19 protein-coding genes are annotated in these 20,654 nt (G+C 71.5%); 10 read left to right on the top strand and 9 right to left on the bottom strand.

The features are described 5' to 3' along the window. Positions 1 to 39 precede the first annotated feature (39 nt). The 7 genes from ACIBJB_RS18170 (at position 40) to ACIBJB_RS18200 (ending at position 7,485) form a co-directional block, all read left to right on the top strand. Complete coding sequence (locus ACIBJB_RS18170; protein ID WP_398931572.1) at positions 40 to 2,244, top strand: MMPL family transporter; 2,205 nt, start codon at positions 40 to 42, stop codon at positions 2,242 to 2,244. A gap of 89 nt (positions 2,245 to 2,333) precedes the next feature. Next, positions 2,334 to 3,563 carry a sensor histidine kinase gene (locus tag ACIBJB_RS18175; protein WP_398931574.1) on the top strand — a complete coding sequence of 410 codons (1,230 nt, stop codon included), beginning with the start codon at positions 2,334 to 2,336 and terminating at the stop codon, positions 3,561 to 3,563. Between the two features lie 79 nt (positions 3,564 to 3,642). Beyond that, a complete protein-coding gene (locus ACIBJB_RS18180; protein WP_398931576.1) occupies positions 3,643 to 4,446 on the top strand; it encodes an inositol monophosphatase family protein in 804 nt (267 codons plus the stop codon). 120 nt (positions 4,447 to 4,566) lie between these two features. Continuing rightward, positions 4,567 to 5,097 carry a TerD family protein gene (locus tag ACIBJB_RS18185; protein WP_398931578.1) on the top strand — a complete coding sequence of 177 codons (531 nt, stop codon included), beginning with the start codon at positions 4,567 to 4,569 and terminating at the stop codon, positions 5,095 to 5,097. Between the two features lie 288 nt (positions 5,098 to 5,385). Beyond that, entirely contained in the window at positions 5,386 to 5,607 is a 222-nt protein-coding gene (locus ACIBJB_RS18190) for a hypothetical protein (protein ID WP_037706913.1), read from the top strand. A 393-nt stretch (positions 5,608 to 6,000) separates the two neighbouring features. After that, entirely contained in the window at positions 6,001 to 7,236 is a 1,236-nt protein-coding gene (locus tag ACIBJB_RS18195) for an acyltransferase family protein (RefSeq protein ID WP_398931580.1), read from the top strand. Between the two features lie 24 nt (positions 7,237 to 7,260). Further along, positions 7,261 to 7,485: a hypothetical protein gene (locus tag ACIBJB_RS18200; RefSeq protein ID WP_398931582.1), complete on the top strand. Its 225-nt coding sequence runs from the start codon at positions 7,261 to 7,263 to the stop codon at positions 7,483 to 7,485. A gap of 33 nt (positions 7,486 to 7,518) precedes the next feature. Here the strand turns inward: ACIBJB_RS18200 and ACIBJB_RS18205 are convergent, their stop codons facing one another. The 8 genes from ACIBJB_RS18205 to ACIBJB_RS18240 all read right to left on the bottom strand — a co-directional run bounded on the left by ACIBJB_RS18205 (position 7,519) and on the right by ACIBJB_RS18240 (position 15,817). Then, entirely contained in the window at positions 7,519 to 8,085 is a 567-nt protein-coding gene (locus tag ACIBJB_RS18205) for a Uma2 family endonuclease (RefSeq protein WP_398931584.1), read from the bottom strand. Between the two features lie 166 nt (positions 8,086 to 8,251). After that, a complete protein-coding gene (locus ACIBJB_RS18210; protein ID WP_398931586.1) occupies positions 8,252 to 9,253 on the bottom strand; it encodes a DUF3533 domain-containing protein in 1,002 nt (333 codons plus the stop codon). A gap of 165 nt (positions 9,254 to 9,418) precedes the next feature. After that, positions 9,419 to 11,854, bottom strand: a complete 2,436-nt coding sequence (locus tag ACIBJB_RS18215; protein WP_398931588.1) for a SpoIIE family protein phosphatase — start codon at positions 11,852 to 11,854, stop codon at positions 9,419 to 9,421. Between the two features lie 214 nt (positions 11,855 to 12,068). After that, positions 12,069 to 12,371, bottom strand: a complete 303-nt coding sequence (locus ACIBJB_RS18220) for an SCO5918 family protein (protein ID WP_398931591.1) — start codon at positions 12,369 to 12,371, stop codon at positions 12,069 to 12,071. 124 nt (positions 12,372 to 12,495) lie between these two features. Further along, a complete protein-coding gene (locus tag ACIBJB_RS18225; RefSeq protein ID WP_398931593.1) occupies positions 12,496 to 13,935 on the bottom strand; it encodes a DEAD/DEAH box helicase in 1,440 nt (479 codons plus the stop codon). Between the two features lie 203 nt (positions 13,936 to 14,138). Continuing rightward, entirely contained in the window at positions 14,139 to 14,342 is a 204-nt protein-coding gene (locus tag ACIBJB_RS18230; protein WP_007383480.1) for a cold-shock protein, read from the bottom strand. A gap of 249 nt (positions 14,343 to 14,591) precedes the next feature. Further along, on the bottom strand, positions 14,592 to 14,912 hold the full coding sequence (locus ACIBJB_RS18235; RefSeq protein WP_398931595.1) for a MerR family transcriptional regulator: 321 nt from the start codon (positions 14,910 to 14,912) through the stop codon (positions 14,592 to 14,594). Positions 14,913 to 15,220: 308 nt separating this feature from the next. Further along, positions 15,221 to 15,817: an NADPH-dependent FMN reductase gene (locus ACIBJB_RS18240; RefSeq protein WP_398931597.1), complete on the bottom strand. Its 597-nt coding sequence runs from the start codon at positions 15,815 to 15,817 to the stop codon at positions 15,221 to 15,223. Positions 15,818 to 15,929: 112 nt separating this feature from the next. On the opposite strand from ACIBJB_RS18240, the gene ACIBJB_RS18245 reads away from it, so the two are divergent. Continuing rightward, positions 15,930 to 16,766, top strand: coding sequence for a helix-turn-helix domain-containing protein (locus ACIBJB_RS18245; RefSeq protein WP_398931599.1), 837 nt, complete (start codon positions 15,930 to 15,932; stop codon positions 16,764 to 16,766). 299 nt (positions 16,767 to 17,065) lie between these two features. Next, positions 17,066 to 18,385: a phosphatase PAP2 family protein gene (locus ACIBJB_RS18250; protein ID WP_398931601.1), complete on the top strand. Its 1,320-nt coding sequence runs from the start codon at positions 17,066 to 17,068 to the stop codon at positions 18,383 to 18,385. Positions 18,386 to 18,404: 19 nt separating this feature from the next. Here ACIBJB_RS18250 and ACIBJB_RS18255 read toward each other — a convergent pair whose 3' ends face one another. Next, complete coding sequence (locus ACIBJB_RS18255; protein ID WP_398931603.1) at positions 18,405 to 19,721, bottom strand: helix-turn-helix domain-containing protein; 1,317 nt, start codon at positions 19,719 to 19,721, stop codon at positions 18,405 to 18,407. Between the two features lie 188 nt (positions 19,722 to 19,909). On the opposite strand from ACIBJB_RS18255, the gene ACIBJB_RS18260 reads away from it, so the two are divergent. Continuing rightward, positions 19,910 to 20,653, top strand: a complete 744-nt coding sequence (locus tag ACIBJB_RS18260) for a DUF4232 domain-containing protein (RefSeq protein ID WP_398931605.1) — start codon at positions 19,910 to 19,912, stop codon at positions 20,651 to 20,653. Position 20,654: the final 1 nt, after the last annotated feature.

Below are 20,654 nucleotides of genomic sequence, written 5' to 3' on the forward strand. Positions count from 1 at the left end.
TGGACGGACCGTCCGGCACCAGATGTGGAGACCCCCGCCGTGGCTACTTTCCTTTATCGCGTGGGCCGCCTTGCCTTCCGGCGACGCTGGTACGTCGCCCTGGTCTGGGCGGCCGTCCTGGCCGCCGTCGGACTGGGAGCCCTGAAGGCGCCCGGCGCCGCCGACGAGGGGTTCTCCATGCCGGGCATCGAGTCCCAGAAGGCGTTCGACCTGATGGAACAGCGCTTCCCGGGCGCCACGGCCGACGGCGCGACCGCGAGGGTCGTCTTCGTCGCGCCGAAGGGGCAGAAGGTCACCGCCGCCGACCACCGGAAGGCCGTCGAGGACACCGTCGCCGACCTGGCCGACGGCTCGCAGGTCGCGAGCGCCGTGAACCCGTTCCAGGCGAAGGCCGTGAGCAAGGACGGTACGACGGCGTACGCGACCGTCACCTACAAGGTCGCCGCCGACGACCTCACCGACGCCAGCAAGGAGCAGCTGGAGCACGCGCTCGAGGAGGCCCGGGACACCGGGCTGGCCGTCGACGCGGGCGGCTCCGCCATGGCCGACGGCGGTGGCGCGGGCGGTTCGGCCGAGCTGATCGGTGTCGCGATCGCCGCGGTCGTCCTCCTCGTCACCTTCGGCTCACTGGCCGCGGCCGGACTTCCCCTCCTGACCGCGCTCATCGGCGTCGGCGTCAGCATGGCCACGATCCTCGCCCTCTCCGACGCCCTCGGCCTGTCCACCACCACCGGCACTCTCGCGATGATGCTGGGGCTCGCCGTCGGCATCGACTACGCCCTGTTCGTCGTCTCCCGGTACCGGGAGGAACGCGCCAGGGGCAGGGCACCCCAGGAGGCGACGGCCCTCGCGGTCGGCACGGCCGGTTCCGCGGTCGTCTTCGCGGGTCTCACCGTCGTCATCGCCCTCGCCGGGCTTGCGGTGGTCGGCATCCCGATGCTCACCAAGATGGGCCTGGCCGCGGCGGGCGCGGTCGTCGTCGCCGTACTGATCGCGCTGACCCTGGTCCCGGCGTTCCTCGGCTTCTGGCCGAACGCGGTGCTGCGCCGCAAGGACCGCAAGCAAGGCCGGGTCGAGGAAGCGTCCAAGGACAACGGCGGCACCCGCTGGGCCCGGTTCGTGCTGCGCCGCCCGCTGCCCGTACTGATCCTCGGCGTGGTCGCCCTGGGTGCCCTCGCCCTGCCGATGACCTCCCTCCAGCTGGGCATGCCCGGCGACGAGGCCAAGCCGACCTCCACCACCGAGCGCCGGGCCTACGACGCGCTCGCCGAGGGCTTCGGCCCGGGCTTCAACGGTCCGCTGACCGTCGTGGTGGACGCGAAGGGCGACGACGACGCGAAGGCGGCCGCGGCGGCGATCTCCAAGGACATCGGTGCGACGAAGGGCATCGTGTCCGTCTCCCCGGCCCGCTTCAACGCGGCCGGCGACACCGCGGTCTTCTCGGTCGTGCCGTCCACCGCGCCGACCGACGAGAAGACCAAGGACCTCGTCACGGCCATCCGCGGCGAGCGCCCCGGCATCGAGTCCGAGACCGGCGCGACCTACGAGGTCACCGGCACCACCGCGCTGAACATCGACATCTCGGAGAAGGTGCAGTCCGCGCTGGTGCCGTATCTGACCGTCGTGGTGGGCCTCGCGATCGTGCTGCTGCTGGTGGTCTTCCGGTCCCTGCTCGTCCCGCTGAAGGCGGCTCTCGGCTTCCTGCTCTCCGTCCTGGCCTCCCTCGGCGCGGTCGTCGTGGTCTTCCAGGAGGGGCACGGCGCCGGACTGCTGGGCGTGGAGACCACCGGCCCGATCATGAGCCTGATGCCGATCTTCCTGGTGGGCATCGTCTTCGGCCTCGCCATGGACTACGAGGTGTTCCTCCTCTCGCGGATGCGTGAGGCGTACGTCCACGGCGAGACGTCCCACCAGGCCGTCACCTCCGGATTCCGGCACAGCGCCCGGGTGGTCGTGGCCGCCGCGCTGATCATGATCGCGGTCTTCGCCGGGTTCATCGGCGAGAGCGACTCCATGATCAAGATGATCGGCTTCGGCCTCGCCTCCGCCGTCCTGCTCGACGCCTTCGTGGTCCGGATGGCCATCGTGCCGGCCGTACTCGCCCTGCTCGGCGACAAGGCCTGGTGGCTGCCGAAGTGGCTGGACCGGATCCTGCCCCGGGTGGACGTGGAGGGCGAGGCGCTCACCAGGGGCGCCGACACCCCCGAGCCCGCCCCCGCCGACCGGGAGGCCGCACACGTCTGATCCCCCCACCAGGGGCCGCCCGTGTCGTACGGCACGGGCGGCCCCGTTCCCTCACCATGGGTCCCTGCCCAGCCACCGGAGAAGACACGATGACCACCAGCCCGGAACGGCGCTACACGGACCGCCTGGAAGGGTTCTCGGACCGTCATCCCTTCCTCATCGACCTGGCGGTGGTCATGGCGCTGATGGGCTCCGCGACCCTCGGCGCCTCGCTCACGCTCCCGGGCGCCGAGCCGCCGGACGACGACCGGATCGCCGTGATCCTCATGGGCGTGTCCTGCCTCGCCCTGCTCAAGCACCGCACCCACCCGCGCAGCACCGTCGTGGTGAACGCGGTCTGCGCCACGGTCGTGATCGCGGAGGGGTACCTCCTCACCCCCCTGCTGCTCGGACCCGTCATGGTGTCGCTGTACTGGCTGGCCACCCTCGCCGAGCGCCCCGTCATCCGCGTCTACGGCTTCACGACCATGCTGGTGCTGACGCTCGCGGCGGCCTTCGGCGACTCCATGGACCATGTGTCGCTGATCCTGAGAACCATCGGCCCGGTCTTCTGGCTGCTGCTGCCGCTGGCCGCCGGCACCATGACCCGGCTGCGGCGGGCCTATCTCGAGGCCACCCAGGCCCGCGCCGAGCACGCCGAACGCACCCGGGAGGAGGAGGCGCGGCTCCGGGTCACCGAGGAACGCATGCGGATCGCCCGCGAGCTGCACGACGTCGTCGCCCACCACCTGGCCCTCGCCAACGCCCAGGCCGGCACCGCCGAGCACCTCGCGCTGGTCAATCCGCCGCAGACCCAGCAGATCCTCCACGACCTCACCGGCACGACCTCCTCCGCGCTGCGTGAGCTGAAGGCCACGCTGGGCCTGCTGCGGCAGACCGACGACGAGGGCTCCGCACCCCCCGAACCGGCCCCCGGTCTCGCGAGGCTGCCCGAACTGGTCTCCTCGTGCGCCTCCGCGGGCATCACCGTCACCGTCGCCACGGAGGGAGAGCCGCAGCCCCTGTCACCGGGCGTGGACCTGACGGCCTTCCGGATCGTGCAGGAGGCGCTCACCAACGTCACCAAGCACGCGGCCACCCAGACCGCGCACGTCCGCTTCGTCTACTCCGGCACCCGCCTGCTCATCACGGTCACCGACGAGGGCTCGCCCACCGCGGCCGTCTCCGAGCCCGTGAAGGGCTTCGGCGTCATGGGCATGCGCGAACGCGCTCACTCCATCGGCGGCGAACTGCGGGCGGGGCCGCGGCCCGAGGGCGGCTTCGAGGTGAGATCCGCGTTGCCGTTGCAGCCGTCGGTGAGCGGGCAGGAGACGGCGTGAGGGGCGGGGCTTCGCGGTGGGGCAGGAGCCATGCGGGATTCACCGGGAGGTCGCCGGCCGCCGGGCCCGTGCCCGTAGGGTGACGGACATGGCTGACGTGGATCTCGACCGGGCGCTGGAGGTCGCGAAGGAACTCGCGGCGTGGGCGTCGGAGGCGATCCGGCGCCCGCGGGACCCGGGGGCCGAGGTGCGGGAGAAGGACGGCCCCGCGGACATCGTGACCGCCACCGACGAGGCGGTGGAGACGCACACCCGCGAGGTGCTCGGGCGGGCCTTCCCGGACCACGGGATCGTCGGCGAGGAGTACGGCACGACGGAGGGCTCCGCCGGCGCCCCGCACTGGGTGATCGACCCGGTCGACGGCACCACCAACTACGCCCACGGACTGGGCTGGTGCTCCTTCTCGCTGGGCCTGGCCGCCGCCGACGGCACCCCGCTGCTCGGCGTGGTGGCGGACCCGTGGCGCGGCGAGACGTTCACCGCGGTCCGGGGCAGGGGGGCGTATCTGAACGGCACCCGGGTCCACGCGGCCGCCCACACCACCCTCACCGGCCATGTCTTCCTCACCGAGTGGGCGGCGCACGCCCACTGGCCCGGCATGGACGTCCTGCTCGCCGGACTCGCCGACCGGCACTGCACGGTGCGCGTGATGGGCTCCACGGCCCTCTCCCTCGCGCAGGTCGCGGCGGGCCGGGCGACCGCGGCCGCGATCGGCTCCTTCCACGCGGTCGACGGACTCCCCGCACTGCTGATCGCCCAGGAGGCGGGAGCGGTGGCACTGCCGGAACTGCCGTCCCACAACCAGCCGTTGCTGCTCGTCGCGCCCGGTGCCGCCGAGGAGACGACCGACCTCTGGCGCAGGTCGGGGGCGGCGGCCGGCTGACGGCCTCCTGGTCGAGATCTGACCAGGAGATAACCGTCAGTGAGGCGTCAAGAGGCTGATCGGAGCACATACTTCAGCAAGCGGGAGGGTCCCGGGGGAACTCTGACGGGGAGCGGTCTGATGCATGGCGACGGTGTGGGTCTCGGCAAGGTCCAGGTGCGGCTCAGGTGGGACCCGAGCCCCTACGGGGAACCGGCCCGGCATCTCGACATCGTCGCCGCGACCTACGCGGTCGGCGACCCGTACGGGCGGCCGGAGTACGTCGTGCACACCGAGAGCCGCTCGCCGGACGGCACCATCACCATGACCCGGCACAGCGAGACCGGCCTGGGCCTCGGGTTCGTCGAGGTGATGGAGCTGGAGTTCGAGCGCCTGTCCTCCGCCTACGGGCGGGTGGTGGTCGGCGTCGCCATCCACCAGACCGGCGGCCCCCGCACCTTCGGCGACCTCTCCCACGCCGGGGTGCTCGTCGTCGAGGGCTACCGCCGGCTGCTGGCCGACGACTTCGCGGGCGTCGCGGACGCCACGGCCGCGACCATCGCGGAGTTCACCAGGGACGCGTCCGGGGCATGGCGTCTCAAGGAGCTGATCCGGGGGTTCGACAGCAACCCGACGGGGTTCATGGCGGAGATGGGCAGCGTACGGGGATGAGGGGGCCGTCGGCTCGTACGGCGCCTGGATCGCCCGACGGAGACAGAACTCGTGACATGCCTCACATGGGACAGCAGGACTCCGGCACGGTGATCCGGCATCGGGCACGAGTGGGACGGCACGGCTGGGACGAAAGGTATAGGCGGGAAGGGGTGCTTACCGACTTCCTGATCCGTGAGCCGCACGGTCGTCTCCGCGACGCGTCCGCGGTCCGTAGCCCGTCCGTGTTCGAATCGGGACCTGGACAGACGGAGCGGGCGGGGCCGCCGTAGGCGCATACTGAGGAGGATGACAAAGCCTGCTGCACCGAAGCGTCATTTGCCCACCAGTCCCTTCAAAGCCCCGGTCGCCCCCGCACCCAAGCACTTCGCCGTCGGCGACCAGGTCACCCACGACATGTACGGTCTCGGCCGGGTGATCGGCGTCGAGGACGGAATCGCCGTGCTCGTGGATTTCGGCTCGTCGCAGATGCGGATCCTGAGTCCGTACTCCAAGATGACCAAGCTGTAGGAGAAAGGACCCTCTCTCATCGATCTGACCTCGCTGTTCTCCGCTCCGGAAGGGCAGCCCCAGCGCACCCCCGTGGCTCTGCCGCCTCCCACCACGAACCCGTTCCAGGCCCCGGACTTCGGGGAGGACGAGGACGAGGACTTCCCGCGACCCGAGGCGGCCTAGCTCGTTCGGACGCGCTTCTGGGTCGGGCCGCCTCCCTGGCCCGCGCCGCACGCGTCGGCCAGGGGGCTCAGTCTTTTTGGTCACCGAGTTCTCTTGTCATGAACACGTCATTCATGCATACGCCATTCATCCTCACAGCCCACGCCCAGACAGGCATGCGAGCGTGATTTCCGGTTAGGCGCACCGGGATTACTCGATTCAGCGGGCAGGTGAGAAGAGATCTCTTTCATGGCGAAGGCACCGGACTCGACGGCCGTGGCGGAAGAGGAGCAGGAAGGAGCGGACACGGCGGTCGCCGCCGGCAGACCTCCAGCCCCGGTCGCACCCCGTGCGAGCCGGGGTTTTCCGTCCGCGGTGTCCCGCACCGGCCGGGTGAGCGGACTGGACGGACTGCGCACCCTCGCCGTCGCGCTGGTCATCGTCCACCACGTGGAGCCCGACGTGCTGCCGGGCGGCGCGGTCGCCGTGGACGTCTTCTTCACCATCAGCGGGTTCGTCATCACCCGCCTCCTGCTCGCCGAGTACGTCCGCCGCGGCGGCATCTCCCTCATGTCCTTCTACCGGCGCCGCTGGCTGCGGCTGGTCCCCGCGCTGCTGGCCCTGTGCGCCGTCTGCGTGCTGCTGGCGTCGACGACCTCCCTGTGGGGCTTCGACGGCTCGCTCCAGGCCGCGGGCCTGTCGGCCGCCTTCCTCACCAATGTCGTACGGGCCATGGAGTCCGGCCCCTACTCCGACCTCACCAGCCCGCTCGCGCACACCTGGTCGCTGGGCGTGGAGGAGCAGTTCTACCTGCTGTGGCCGCTCGCCCTGCTCTTCGTCCTCCGACGGTTCCGGGCCCGTACGGTCCTCCTGTGCACGGCGGCCCTGTGCGTGCTGCCACTGCTGTGGCGCTGCGTCCTGTGGAACCCGGAGGCGGCCCACCGCATCTACAACGGCACCGACACCCGCGCCGACCAGCTGCTGGCCGGCGCCCTGGTCGCCGTGGCCCTGGCACGCCTGCGGTCCGACGACCCCCGCCTGGCCCTGCTGCGCACCTGGTCCGGCCGCCTCGCGTGGCCGGCGCTCGCCCTGCTCGGCCTGGTCGCCTGGCAGGTACCGGTGACGGAGGACCTCGGCGCCTGGACGGCCGCGTGGTACACGGTCGGCTTCCTCGCGGTGGCGGCCCTGTCCGCCATCCTGGTCATGGCGCTCGAACTACGCCCCGAGGCCCGCATGGCCCGCCTGCTGGCCCTGACCCCGCTGGCCTGGGTGGGCCGCAACCTGAGCTACGGCATCTACCTCTGGCACTACCCGGTCGTACGGCTCCTGGCCTCCCTCGGTGTGCAGGAGGGGCGGCTGGCGGCGACGGTGGTGCTGACACTGCTCATGGCCCTGCTGTCGTACTACGCCGTCGAGAAGCCGTTCCTGCGGAGGGCGCGGACGGGGAAGGTGCCGACGCCGGCGCCGGCCCTTGCGGTGACGTAGGGGGCCGTTTCCTACACTCGCGGGGTGAACAACTACACATGCACCCACTGCGGCACCGTCGGTCTGACGGACGGTTTCATCGAGGACACCGGTGACCACTCGCGCGGGTACGCGCGTTGGGTCGAGGGCGCGTTGGAGCGGGGGATCTTCGGGGGCGCCAAGCGGATGGGCCGCCCCCGGCGGCAGATAGCGGCGTTCCGCTGCCCCAAGTGCGGCCACCTCGAACTGTTCGCCACGGACGAGGTGTAGCCGGTCTCCTCACACCCCGGACGGGTTCGAGGCTCAGACCTGCCCGAGGTCGATCTCCACCGGGAAGGGGGCCGCTGCCTTGAGGACGCCGGTGAACACGTCTCCGTCCCGGTAGGTCTGCGTCGCGGGGTCGAGAACGTAGGTGTACACGAGAGGGACGCCCGTCGCGGCCTGCTCGATCCGCCAGTAGAAGCCGATGCCTGCCTTGGCGTACTGGTCGACCTTCACGATCCGGTCGGTGGTCTCCGAGCCCGGCGACACCACCTCCGCGACCAGCAGCACGTGCTCGGGTCGGGTCGGGGTGATGTCGATCGTGTCCGCGCGGTACACGACGACGTCCGGGCGGCGATTGGTGAGCGGGACGTCCTGAAGACGGACATCGAAGGCGGTGTCGGCGTTCCACTCCGGGCCCGCGGCGGCATCCAGGGCGTTCGCCAGAATCCGGGCCGGCCGGTGGTGCCGCTTGGACGCGCTCGGACTCACGACGACCATGCCGTCCACGATCTCGATGCCGGCGCACTGCTCCTCGGACCAGGACTCGTACTCCTCCGCCGTGATCTGCTCATGCATCCACGCCGGGGCCACCATCTCGGCCGTCACGAAGCACCTCCCGGACACTGAGTCGCGGGCCCGATCCCGCTGGATTCAACCTACTGTCCGCGATCCGTACAGCGCGGTGGACTCGTCACCAGGGGATCGGGACAGCACGGGCGGCACCACTGACCCGACGGCCGAGGAGCGAACCGCGTGCCGTCCTGCCGCCCCGTCAGACCGCCACCGACGCCTCCGCCCCCGAGTCCGCCCCCCGGCCTTCCCGCCACCAGGACGCCCCCCACGCCAAGACCGCTCCCCCGACCGCGTACGCCCCCAGCACCCACAGCGCCGAACTCGTCGCATGCCCGGAGAAGTACACCGTGTTGCGGACCAGCGTGGTCCCCGCGCCCGGCGGCAGTGCCTGGCCGATGGCGCTCCAGAAGGCGGGGAGCAGGGGCGCCGGGTAGACGCCGCCCGAGCTCGGGTTGCCGAGGACCACGAACAGCAGGACGACCAGTCCCGTGCCGAGCAGGCCCAGCAGGGTCTGCAGCGCCAGCGCGGTCGCCGCCGAGGCCATGACCGTGAGGGCTCCGATCGCGCTCAGTGCCCAGAAGTGGCCGCCCAGCGCGTCGAACACCGGACCCACGATCACCGCTCCGGCCACGCCCGACACCACCGCGTACGGGATCAGGACCGCGAGGCGGATCAGGGTGCGCGGGCGGTTCGCCGGGCGGGAGCCGGACGCCATGCCCATGATCGTCGCGGTGAGGTAGCCGCCGATCACCCAGCCCAGGACCAGGTAGAAGGAGGTCATGCCGCGGCCGTCGCCGGAGTTGGGGGCACGGATGTCCGTCACCGTGATCCGGCGTTTCTCCGACGCCTCGATCTTCTGGGCGATCTGGGTCGCCGTCTGGGAGACCGACGGGCCGCCCGCCGAGGCGACGAGCAGGGTGTCATGGGTGCCCGCCGCGTCGAAGAGGAAGGCCGCGTCCGTACGGCGGGTCAGGACCCACTCGCGGGCAACAGCCGTACTGGAAGCCGCCGTCGCCTTCACCGGGTCGCCGTCCAGGGCGTTCAGCTGGGCGACGATCTTCGTGGACGCCTGTTGGGGGGCGACCACGGCCACGGGGATCCGCTGGGGGGTGGGGGAGTGGAAGGCGCCGACGTAGGAGACGACGAAGGCCAGTTGGACCAGCAGACCGCCGAGAACCAGGCCGAAGGCCCTGAACGTCACGGCGTCCTTGAACTCCGCTGCGAAACCAGGGGACTTGGCGGCGGGGGTCGTAGGGGGTCCGCCTGAGGTAGGGCTGGAGGGTGCGTTCACGGGCGCATCGTCGCACAGGCGGGTGAATCCAGAGTTCCGTTTGCCGTCCCGTGCGCATCGGGCAACCCGGGCAACCTAATCGACCGGTAACCCCAGCTCCGCCCAGATCGTCTTCCCCGTGGCCGTCTGCCGGCTCCCCCACCGCTCCGCCATCTGCGCGACCAGCAGCAGCCCCCGCCCCCCCTCGTCGAACACCCGCGCCCGCCGCAGATGCGGAGCCGTACTGCTGCCGTCGGACACCTCGCAGATCAGCGTCGAGTCCCGGATCAGCCGGAGGACGACCGGGTCGTCGCCGTAGCGGACGGCGTTGGTGACCAGCTCGCTGACGATCAGTTCCGTCGCGAAGGCCGCGTCGTCCAGCCCCCACGCCGTCACCTGCTCGCTCGCCGACTTCCGCGCCCGCGCCACCGCCGCCGGGTCGCGCGGGAGCTCCCAGGTGCGGACCCTCGCGGTGTCCAGGGCCGACGTGCGGGCCAGCATCAGCACGATGTCGTCGGCGGGGCGGGCCGGCAGGACGGTCCGCAGGACCCGGTCGCAGGTCTCCTCCAGAGGGCCCGCCTTGTCGGCGAGCGCCCCGCGCAGCAGGTTCAGGCCGACCTCGATGTCACGGTCGGCCGTCTCGACCAGGCCGTCGGTGTAGAGGGCGAGGAGGCTGCCCTCGGCCAGTTCCACCTCGACGGACTCGAACGGCAGACCGCCCAGGCCGAGCGGGGGTCCGGTCGGGAGGTTCAGGAAGCGGACCTCGCCGTCGGGGGTGACCACGGCCGGCGGGGGGTGGCCGGCGCGGGCCATCGTGCAGCGGCGGGAGACCGGGTCGTAGACCGCGTACAGGCAGGTGGCCCCCACCTCGCCCGGCGTCGGGGCATCCTCGCGCCCGCCGGTCCCCGGCCCTTCCTCCCGGTCGAGCCTGACGACCAGGTCGTCGAGCTGGGTGAGGAGCTCGTCGGGGGCGAGGTCCACGTCCGCGAGGGTCCGTACGGCCGTCCGCAGGCGGCCCATCGTCGCCGAGGCGTGGATGCCGTGGCCCACCACGTCGCCCACGACCAGGGCGACCCGGGCGCCGGACAGCGGGATGACGTCGAACCAGTCCCCGCCGACGTCCGCGCCCGAGCCCGCCGGGAGATAGCGGTACGCCACCTGCATGGCCGCCAGGTCCGGCGGGCGGTCGGGGAGGAGGCTGCGCTGGAGGGTGAGCGCGGTGCGGCGTTCGTGGGTGTAGCGGCGGGCGTTGTCCACGCTCACCGCGGCCCTCGCGACGATCTCCTCCGCGAGCAGCCGGTCGTCCTCGCTGAAGGACTCCGCCGTACGGTGCCGCAGGAAGTGCACCAGGCCCAGGGTGACCCCACGGGCGCGCAGCGGCACCATCATCACCGAGTGGATCATGTGCTTGGTCACGGCCTCGGCACGGCCCCGGGAGGACTCTATCCATCTCTGCATCCCGGGGTCCCCGGACGACGTCAGGGTGCCGCGGCCTGCGACCAGGGCCCGCATCGGGGGTGTGTCCACCGGGTAGAACGTCGTCCCGCCGACCGGGACCACCGACTCGGGGCAGCCGGCGAGGACCGACCGCTGGGCCGTACGGCGCAGGGTGACCGGCCGGTTCGGCGGCACCGGTTCCGGTTCCTCGCCGAGCGTCACCGACTCCAGCAGGTCCACGGTGACGAAGTCCGCGAAGCCCGTGACCGCCACCTCGGCCAGCTCGTCGGCGGTCCGGGTCACGTCCAGTGTGCTGCCGATGCGGAGGCTGGCGTCGTTGAGGATGGCGAGGCGACGGCGGGCCCAGTACTGCTCCGTGGTGTCGAAGACGGCCGCGGACACGCCCCGCACCGCACCGCTCTCGTCCTTCAGCGGCGAGAGGAACATCGACCAGGCGTGGCCCCGGACCTCGCCGGGTGCCTGCCCGAAGTTCTCGTGGAAGACCGGCTCGCCGGTGCGCAGGACCTGCCGCTGGAGGCGGTCGTACTCGTCGAAGGGCGGGTTCGGCTCTATCTCCCACAGGGTCAGACCGCGCATCTCGGCGACGCTGCGGCCCATCACCTGGGTCATGGTCTCGTTGGCCGACACCAGCCGGGCCTCATGGTCGTAGACCGCCACCGGCACGGGCAGCTGCGCGAGCGTGAGGTCCCACAGGGCCTCCGCCTCCGGTTCGACGGGCCCGGCCACATGCTGGGGGGCGGCGGCGGTCACCAGCCACGGCCGCCCGCCGTCGCCGTCCGCGAGCGGTGTCCCCATCAGCCGTACGACGACACGGCCGCCGTCCCGGTGCCGCAGCGCCACCTCGGTGGCCCAGCGCCGGCCCACGGCCACATGGCGCCGCGCGGACTCGGGCAGGTCGGCGGCGAGCAGTCCGGCCGCGGGACGTCCTACGACCTCCTCGGCCTCGTATCCGAGCAGCTGCCGCGCCCCGGCGCTCCACACCGTGACCGTCCCGCCCGCGTCGACGACGACCGCGAGGTCCTCGGGTACGCGTTCGTCCACGGTGCCTCCGGGTGTGCTGCCCCTGCTGTCCATGCCCCCAGCGTCCCGCCGCGCAGCTCCCCGCTCAAGCGATGACAGGAGACACGCGAGGACAGGTGGCACACGGCGGCCCTGCCGTGCGGAGCCGCAGTCTTGCACGGGGTGGCGGGGGCGGGGAACGGAACGGAGCGATCTCGGCACTCGGAGTGCGCTGGTCCAGGCCTGCCGGCCGGCGAGGCCCTGTTGACCGTGTGTATGGGGGCCGGGGTCAGCCCAGCGGGGTGTCGGCCCAGGGGAGGGACGCCGACGGGTCGTTGAAGGCCTCCGGGCGGGGCGGCTGGACCTCGTGGCAGGTGAAGCCGAGCCGGGTCAGGGCCCTGCTCACCTCGTTGGCGGTGAAGTCGCGGCGGTCCTGACGGGTGATCACCTGGCCGACCTGCTTGACCGGGTAGACGTGGCGGCCGACGGTCACACACGTGCCGGTGGCGGGTTCGGGCTGGATGCCCTCCATCGACCTTTCGACCTCGCTCATGGTCAGGTCGAAGGGAAAACGTGCGATGACGATGCGCATGGTGCCTCCACGGGGAGCGGTCGGGACGTGAGGGTGAGAACGGCCAGGGTGCGGCCCTGTTCGTCTCCTTCTCGACGGGGATGCCGGCGGCGCGGCCACCGGACCCCGTCCGTGGGTCGTACGGCTAGCGGCTGGTGGGCGTGGAGCGGCGGCGGCCACGCGCGGGCCGACCGCTACGGCTTCGCCCGGCGCCGGAGCGCTTGGGCTGCTCGGCGGTGGCCGGGACGGGGAGGACGACGGGCACGCCGGAGGGTGTGCGGGCGCCGGTGATGCGGTTCAGCTCGGCCTCGCCCGGGCGGACCCGGGTGGTCTGCGCGGTGACGCCGGCGTCGGACATCAGACGGTCCATCGCGCGCCGCTGGTGCGGCAGGACCAGGGTGACGACCGTGCCGGACTCGCCGGCGCGTGCCGTACGGCCGCCGCGGTGCAGGTAGTCCTTGTGGTCGCCGGGCGGGTCGAAGTTGACGACGAGGTCGACGTCGTCGACGTGGATCCCGCGGGCCGCGACGTTGGTGGCCACCAGGACCGTCACCTGGCCGTCCTTGAACTGGCCGAGGGTCCGGGTGCGCTGCGGCTGGGACTTGCCGCCGTGCAGCGCCGAGGCCCGTACACCCACCGACAGCAGGTGCTTGGCCAGCCGCTCCGCCGCGTGCTTGGTGTCCAGGAACATGATCACGCGGCCGTCGCGGGCGGCGATCTCGGTGGCGGTGGCGTGCTTGTCGTCGTCGCGGACGTGCAGGAGATGGTGGTCCATGGTGGTGACGGTGCCCGAGGAGGGATCGACCGAGTGGACCACCGGGTCGTGCAGATAGCGGCGCACCAGCAAGTCGATGTTGCGGTCGAGCGTGGCCGAGAACAGCATCCGCTGGCCGTCGGGACGGACCTGGTCGAGCAGGTAGGTGACCTGGGGCATGAAGCCCATGTCGGTCATCTGGTCGGCCTCGTCCAGGACGGTCATCGTCACCTGGTTCAGGCTGCAGTCGCCGCGCTCGATGAGGTCCTTGAGCCGTCCGGGGGTCGCCACGAGGACCTCGGCGCCGGCCCGCAGCGCGGACGCCTGACGGCCGATCGACATGCCGCCGACGACGGTCGCCGCGCGCAGGCGCAGCGCCCGCGCGTAGGGCGTGAGCGCGTCGGTGACCTGCTGGGCCAGTTCGCGGGTCGGTACGAGGACCAGGGCGAGCGGATGCCGGGGCTCGGCCCGCCGGCCGTCCAGGCGGGCCAGCAGGGGCAGACCGAAGGCGAGCGTCTTGCCCGAGCCGGTGCGGCCACGGCCCAGGACGTCACGGCCGGCCAGGGAGTTCGGCAGGGTCGCCGCCTGGATCGGGAAGGGCGTGGTCACGCCCTCGGCGACGAGCGCGGCCTGCAGACGCTCGGGCAGGTCGAGATCGGCGAAGTCCTCCACCGCGGGCAGCGCCTCGGTGACGGTGGTGGGGAGGGTGAACTCGCCGCCGGGGGCGGCGGGGCGCGAGCGCTGGTGGCTCGCTCCACGGGAGGAGCGGAAACGGGACGTGTTGTTCTCGTTGTTTCCGGTGCTGTTCCCGGTGCGACGGGTGCGGTTCATGGGAGCGGAACCCTCCTCGATGCGTGCGGCACGTGTCGAGGAATTCCTCCGGGGCGCGGCGAAACCGCACGAGAATTCGCAAGAAAGAGCCGGGGAGAAACGAAGAAAATCAGATTCTTCGGGACAATCAGATTCTTCGGGACAATGGGACAGGGCCCGCACCCCAAGAGTGCGGGCCCCAGCCGTGAAGATACGCGTCAGCGTCAGGCGGGAACGATGTTCTCGGCCTGCGGGCCCTTCTGGCCCTGCGTGACGTCGAAGGTAACCTTCTGGCCTTCCTGAAGCTCGCGGAAGCCGGAGGTGGCGATGTTCGAGTAGTGCGCGAACACGTCGGCGCCGCCGCCGTCCTGCTCGATGAAGCCGAAGCCCTTTTCCGCGTTGAACCACTTCACGGTGCCAGATGCCATATTGAATCTCCCTAGGGGGCAGTGCCGGGACCCGCACTGTACGGACCCCGAGTCGCCGCGATGGACTCCCCTCCGGAAGACCGGAAAGACGCCGGGGAACTTCATAGAAATTCTCCGGAAACCAAAACTGCAACTTTTATCACGGTAACACACGGTAGGTGGGCGGATCTACGTCGTCCCGAATTCTGGTGGCGACCGGGCTGAAAACTTCGCCGCGCCCTGCACATGAATCTGTTGCGGCCGTGACAGTTATTCGTTCGGCCGCCGGCGCATCTCCTCGTTCACGCGGAGCGCCTCGGCGAGCCGGTCCTCCAGCGTGATGATGCGGCAGGCCGCCTCGACGGGGGTCCCCTGGTCGACGAGTTCACGGGCCCGGGCGGCGATACGCAGTTGGCCCTTGGAGTACCGGCGGTGACCGCCCTCCGAGCGCAGCGGCGTGATCAGCTCCGCCTCGCCGACGGCCCGGAGGAAGGCGGGGGTGATGCCGAGGATCTCGGCGGCCCGCCCCATCGTGTAGGCGGGGTAGTCGTCGTCGTCGAGATGGCCGACGGGAGAGGTCTCGGCGGGCATGGCACCTTCGTTTCGGGGGCGCGTCCGTGGTCACAACCCTAACGGCGTCGGGCCTGCATATGTGACGCCACCGCGGCAGACTTTTGCGGCCTGCCGAAGATCCCGGGAAGCGGCCGCGACACGTGGAGTGATCCGCAACGCATCTTTCCCGGGGGTGACGCCCTGTTCCTTTTGTCCCCCATGTCCCCGTGCCCGCCGGGAGGCAGGCACAGGGAGGGACTGACGCACCGGGACAACCGCCGCCCACCGGTATCCGGCCGGCCGGCGAACCGCGGTCGTCGAGCGGGACGTACGCCCTCGCCGCCTGCTCAGGCCGGGTAGGGAGTGGTCTCGCGTGCTGAGCGCAGGGCGCCTGCCCACCAGGACAGTTGTTCCAGGAGGGTCTTGGCGTAGCCGGCGGCCTCGGGGTCGAGGGGGCGGCCGTCCTGCCAGGCCGTGAAGTAGTTGGGGAAGGCGAGACCGTCGCGGACGGTCACCGCGTGCAGTTCGGTCAGGACGTTCTCCAGATGCAGCACGGCGTGCCGGCCGCCCGCCGCGCCGCCGTAGCTGACGAAGGCGACGGGCTTGGCCGTCCACTGGGTGAAGTGCCAGTCGATCGCGGCCTTCAGGGAGGCGGGGTAGCTGTGGTTGTACTCCGGCGTGACCACGATGAACGCGTCGGCGTTCTCCAGCGCCGACGTCAGCGACTCCATCCCGGCCGGCCGCGGGTAGTCGTCCCCGGCGTACTTCGGCGACACCGCGGGCAGTGACAACGGAACGTCGATCCCGGCCAGGTCGACGACCTCCACCTCGAAACCGCCGTGCGCCGCGGCCTGTTCGGCCACCCACGAGGCCACGACCGGCCCGAACCGTCCCTCCCGGACGCTTCCGACGATGACCACCAGCTTGTGCTTGTCGTTTTCCATGCCGACCACGATCGGATCCCGCCGAGGCCGTAGCCAGACCGGGTCGAGGCTGGCCCCCGCAGGGCCACCCTGAGCTCTCCGCGGGCGGCGGGAGCGGTCCTATGCTCGGGCCATGGGGACACCTCTGGGGGATTTCATCCGTGCCAAGCGGGACAGCACCCAGCCGGCGGATCTGGGCCTGCCCGACCGCGGCCGCCGCCGGTCACCGGGTCTGCGGCGAGTGGACCTCGCCGCCCGGGCCGGCATCAGCGTCGAATACCTCACCCGGATCGAGCAGGGCCGCGACCGCAACCCCTCGATCGCGGTGGTCAACGCCCTGGCCGACGCGCTCAGCCTCGGCCCCGCCGAGCGCAACCACCTGCGCTATCTCACGAAGATCAGCGGCGGTGAGTGCGTCGCCCACACCCGGCCCGCCCCGCCGCCGCGCCAGGTACGGCCCTCCGTGCTGCGGACGCTGCGCCTCCTGGAGCCGGGTATCGCGCTGGTGACCAACCGGATGGGCGACGTCCTCGCCCACACCAGTGCGTTCGAGGCGGTGACGAGCGGGACGGGACTGCTCGACTCGGACACCCCGAATCTCACCCGGTACGTCTTCACCGATCCCCGCGCCCGGTCGTTCTTCCCCGACTGGGACGACGTCGCGGACGAACGGGCCTTCGACCTGTGGCTCGGCCCGTCCCTCGACACCTACGAATGGTTCACCGCGGAACTCGCACCCGTCGCCGGCCCCGACCTCACCCGGCGCCTGAGTCGGCACGTCGTTCCGCGGCGCGGGGATCTCCGGCTGCACCATCCCTCCGGACGCGAGCTCCGGCTGGTCCGCGAGACACTCGAACTCTCCGCGGACGCACAGCAGTTGGTCGTCCTCCTCGCCGCGGACGAGGCGACGGCCCAGGCCGTCGACGAGCTCCGCCGTCCGGCCCACGGCGGACTCCGTGCCATCTCCTGACGCGAACGCCCCCCGGCGGCCGGGGGCGATGCAGCGCACCGGGTGAGCGCAGCCCCGACAGGAGACCGACGCCACCGCTCTCGAATCGGACCGCCGCCGCACGGTGTTCGATTGTTGGCGTCATGCCATACCCTGCATCTTCGGTGAGCCGGGCTTCTCAGGGGGGACACAGGAACCCGGACCGCGATCCTTCCCTCTTCCTCAGTCGGGCGGGCGGTTTTCTGACGAGCATCTAGTGAAATTGGCCGAAATTGATACAAATGCCACCGCGGATGGATTCGCGGGCGAGACTCTGGGCCGTGGCGGCTGTCGTGGCCCTCGGGTTCTTCGTCGCGCTGGAGCTCACCGCGCGTCACTACGGTCTGCCGGGACCGCTCACCACCCAGGCGCGAGAGCTGATATGCCCGCCCAAATCAGGCCCGATGCTGTACGCCGGCCTGGCCCTGATGATGGTGGTGCTCACCTGGCGGCAACGGTTCGTCGTGACGGGTGCCGCGGTCGGCATCGACCTCGCCTTCGCGGTGGCCCGGTGGATCCTCGACGTCAAGGTGACCCATGGCCACCCCTTCGGCAACGGCGCGCTGTGGGTGCTCCTGGGCTGCGCGGTCTTCGCCGTCACCCGCCGCACCGGCCGGGAACGCGTCCTGCTGCTGAAGGGCGTCGGGCTGGGTCTGCTGCTGGTGGCCGGCCGCAAGACCGGTGACACCTGGCTCCTCATCACCGCGAAGAGCCGGCCGGAGGTGCTGGACCCATACCTGGCGAACGCCGACCACGCCCTGGGCAACCCCTCGTGGATCATGGGCCGGATCGTCACGGCCACCGGAGCGGTCGGCTTCAACTTCCTCGACACCATTTACGGCCAGCTCGCGGTGGCCGCGGTGGCCGTCGCGCTGTACCAACTGCGCAACGTGGCGGCGGAACGCCGCTTCCCGCGCCACCACCTGGTGCGCACCTTCCTGCTGATCGGCCTGCTCGGACCGGCCGTCTACATGATCTTCCCGGTGGTCGGCCCGGTCTTCGCCTACGGCACCGGCACCGACCACTGGGCGTCGATCGCCCTGTGGTCGCCGCAGATACCGAGCGACGGGCACTGGGCGGTGGCGAACCTGTGGCCGCAGACACCGCCGCCGATATCCGCCCCGCACTCCATACCGTTCGACGGGGTCACCCCCCGCAACTGCATGCCCAGCCTGCACACGGCGTGGGCCACCGCGATCTTCCTCCATTCCCGCAAGGGCCCCCGCCTGCTGCGCCACGCGGGCACCTTCTGGCTGATCGCCACGCTCTGCGCCACGCTGGGCTTCGGCTACCACTACGGCGTGGACCTCGTCGCCGGCGTGGTGTTCACCCTCACCATCGAGGCGGGACTGCGCTCGTTCGACCGCGGCTGGGACCGGTCCGGGCTCCGGCTGACCGGCTACGGCGCGACGGTCTTCGTCGCGCTCCTGGTGGCGTACCGCTTCCTGCCGGTGCGCATGGCCGAGTACCCCTGGCTGGCCGGACCCCTTCTCCTGCTGGCGATGGCCTCGGTGATCTACGGCTATGTCCGCACGGTCGCCCGGTGGGAACCGGCGACGGCGCCGACGCGGCAGCCACAGCCGCAGCCCGAACTGCTGTGAGGCGCCGATTGCGCCCGGGTCAGCCGCCCACCCGCTCGATCCACTCGCTGCTGCCCAGCGGATAGTCGTAGCCCGGGCGGCCCGCATCGGCGCTGGTACGGAACGGCCTGCCGGCGTTGTCGATGTGGACGGTGCCGCTGCGGTCGCCGCTGGACCAGTCGAGGCTGAGGTCCCAGCGGACGTCGTGCGCCTTGGTGTGGGCGCTGACGTAGAAGACCTCCGGGTCGGACTCGCTGACCTTGTACGGGAAGTCGCGCTGGCCGTTCTTGACGGTGACGGTCGGGCTGCCGTCGTCCAGGTCGACGTCGAACGACTTGGTGCCGACACCGCCGCCGCAGCCGACGCCCATCGAGTAGTCGTTCCAGGCGAGCGGCGCGCCCTTGGTGAGGACGCGGACGTGCAGGGAGTTCAGGACGACGGTGTCCTCGCCGGTGCCCTGGACGGTGAGCGCGACCCGCTGCTCGCCGGATGCGACCGCCCCGTAGGCGGCGGACCAGCGCGGCGCGTTCTCCTCGGTCGCCGGCGGGCCGACCTGTTCGGGGTCGCTGTCGACGAGGAAGTGCTGGCTGCACGGGTCCTCGTAGACGTAGGGCCGGACGGCGACGGCGAGGGGGACGGCGGTGGCGGGCCGGTTCGCGCCCTGCTTGCCGTCGCCCTTCGAAGTGCCGGCCCCGGCATCCGCTGAAGCGGCCGTCCCGGCGGGGGAGGCGGAGGCCGACGCGGACGGTTTGTGTCCGCTTCCGCTCGGGGACGGGGTGGCGGAGGGCTTCGCGGGCGCGCCGACGTCCAGGGTGCCGGTGACCGTCGGCGCCGTGGTGTCCCCGGCGCGCACGGTCGTCGGACGCAGGGCGTACGCGACGCCACCCAGCGCGGCGACCACCGCCACGGCGGCGATCAGCGCGGTACGGCGACGACGGAGCCACGAGGGACGACGCGGTGGCACGGCCACGGCCGCCGTATCGATGACAACAGGCTCACCGTTCTCGCCCCCGGCCTCGTCCTGTCCGGGTTCCGCCGCACCGTCCGAACCGGCTTCCTGGGCAGGCGCCCGCGTCGCGCCCTGATCCGCCTTGCGCCCACGGGCCGCGTCCGCCAGGATCCAGCGCCGGTGCAGCTCCACCAGCTCCTGCGGTGTGGCCCGGCAGACCCTCGCGAGGCGCTCCACCGGGGCGTACTCGACCGGCACCGCGGTGCCGTTGCAGTAGCGGTGCAGCGTCGACGTGCTCATGTGCAGACGCTTGGCGAGCGTCCCGTAACTCAGCCCCGACCGGTCCTTGAGCTCCCGCAGCAGTTGCGCGAACTCCTCGGTCCGCTCGGTCCCCGTTTCCTCCGACACCCGTTCCCCTCAAGCCCCCGCGTCCCAGTCACGCATTCCAGGGTCACTGAATTCCCCCTGGTCAGAGCCCGTTTCAGCGTTCCAGCATCCCCAACTGCCCGCTGAACGTGGCGGTCGGGACGGATCACCTCACAAGCTTCGGTCATCCAATCACCACCGCCACCCGAACACCGAAGGGGCACCACACCATGTCCAGCCTCCGCACCTCCCGCACCCGTCTCGTCGCCGCCGCGGCCACCGCCGTCCTCGCCACGCTCTCGCTGAGCGCGTGCAACAACGGGACGGGCACCCAGGACGAGGGCAGCGGGTCGGGCACGAGCTCCTCGTCCGCGGCCCCTTCGCCGACCACGGCCTCCGACTCCCCGGCCGCCTCGGGCTCCTCGGGCTCCTCGGACGGCAAGGCCCCGTCGGCCGCCACCGACTCCCCGGGCACCGGGTCCGCCAGCGGTACTACGACGACCACCGCGCGCACCCCCGCCCCGAAGGCGCCCGCCGCCTCCGGCACGCCGGTCACCTGCGAGGGCTCCACCGTGAAGACGGTCGCGGCCCCGCTGACCCGTCCCGTGAACCACATGCTGCTCACGGTGACCAACACCGGCAGCAAGAGCTGCTACCTGTACGGCTACCCGGCCGTCCGCTTCGGCGAGGCCCAAGCCGTGCCCCCGGTCATCGAGGACTCGCAGCCGCAGGCGGTCGTCACGCTCAAGCCCGGCGAGTCCGGCTACGCCTCCGTGAACCTGTCCGCCACCGACGGCAGCGGCGGGAACGGCTACACCGCGAAGTCCCTGACCGTGTACTTCCAGGGCCGCTCCGGCAACGGGAGCGTCGGCGCGGGGGCCCATCCGGCGCTGCCCGCGAAGGGGGTGTACGTCGACGACTCGCTCAAGGTCACCTACTGGCAGCAGTCGATGGACGACGCCGTCAGCTGGTGAT

Source organism: Streptomyces sp. NPDC050759 (assembly GCF_044456945.1).
Classification (GTDB): domain Bacteria; phylum Actinomycetota; class Actinomycetes; order Streptomycetales; family Streptomycetaceae; genus Streptomyces.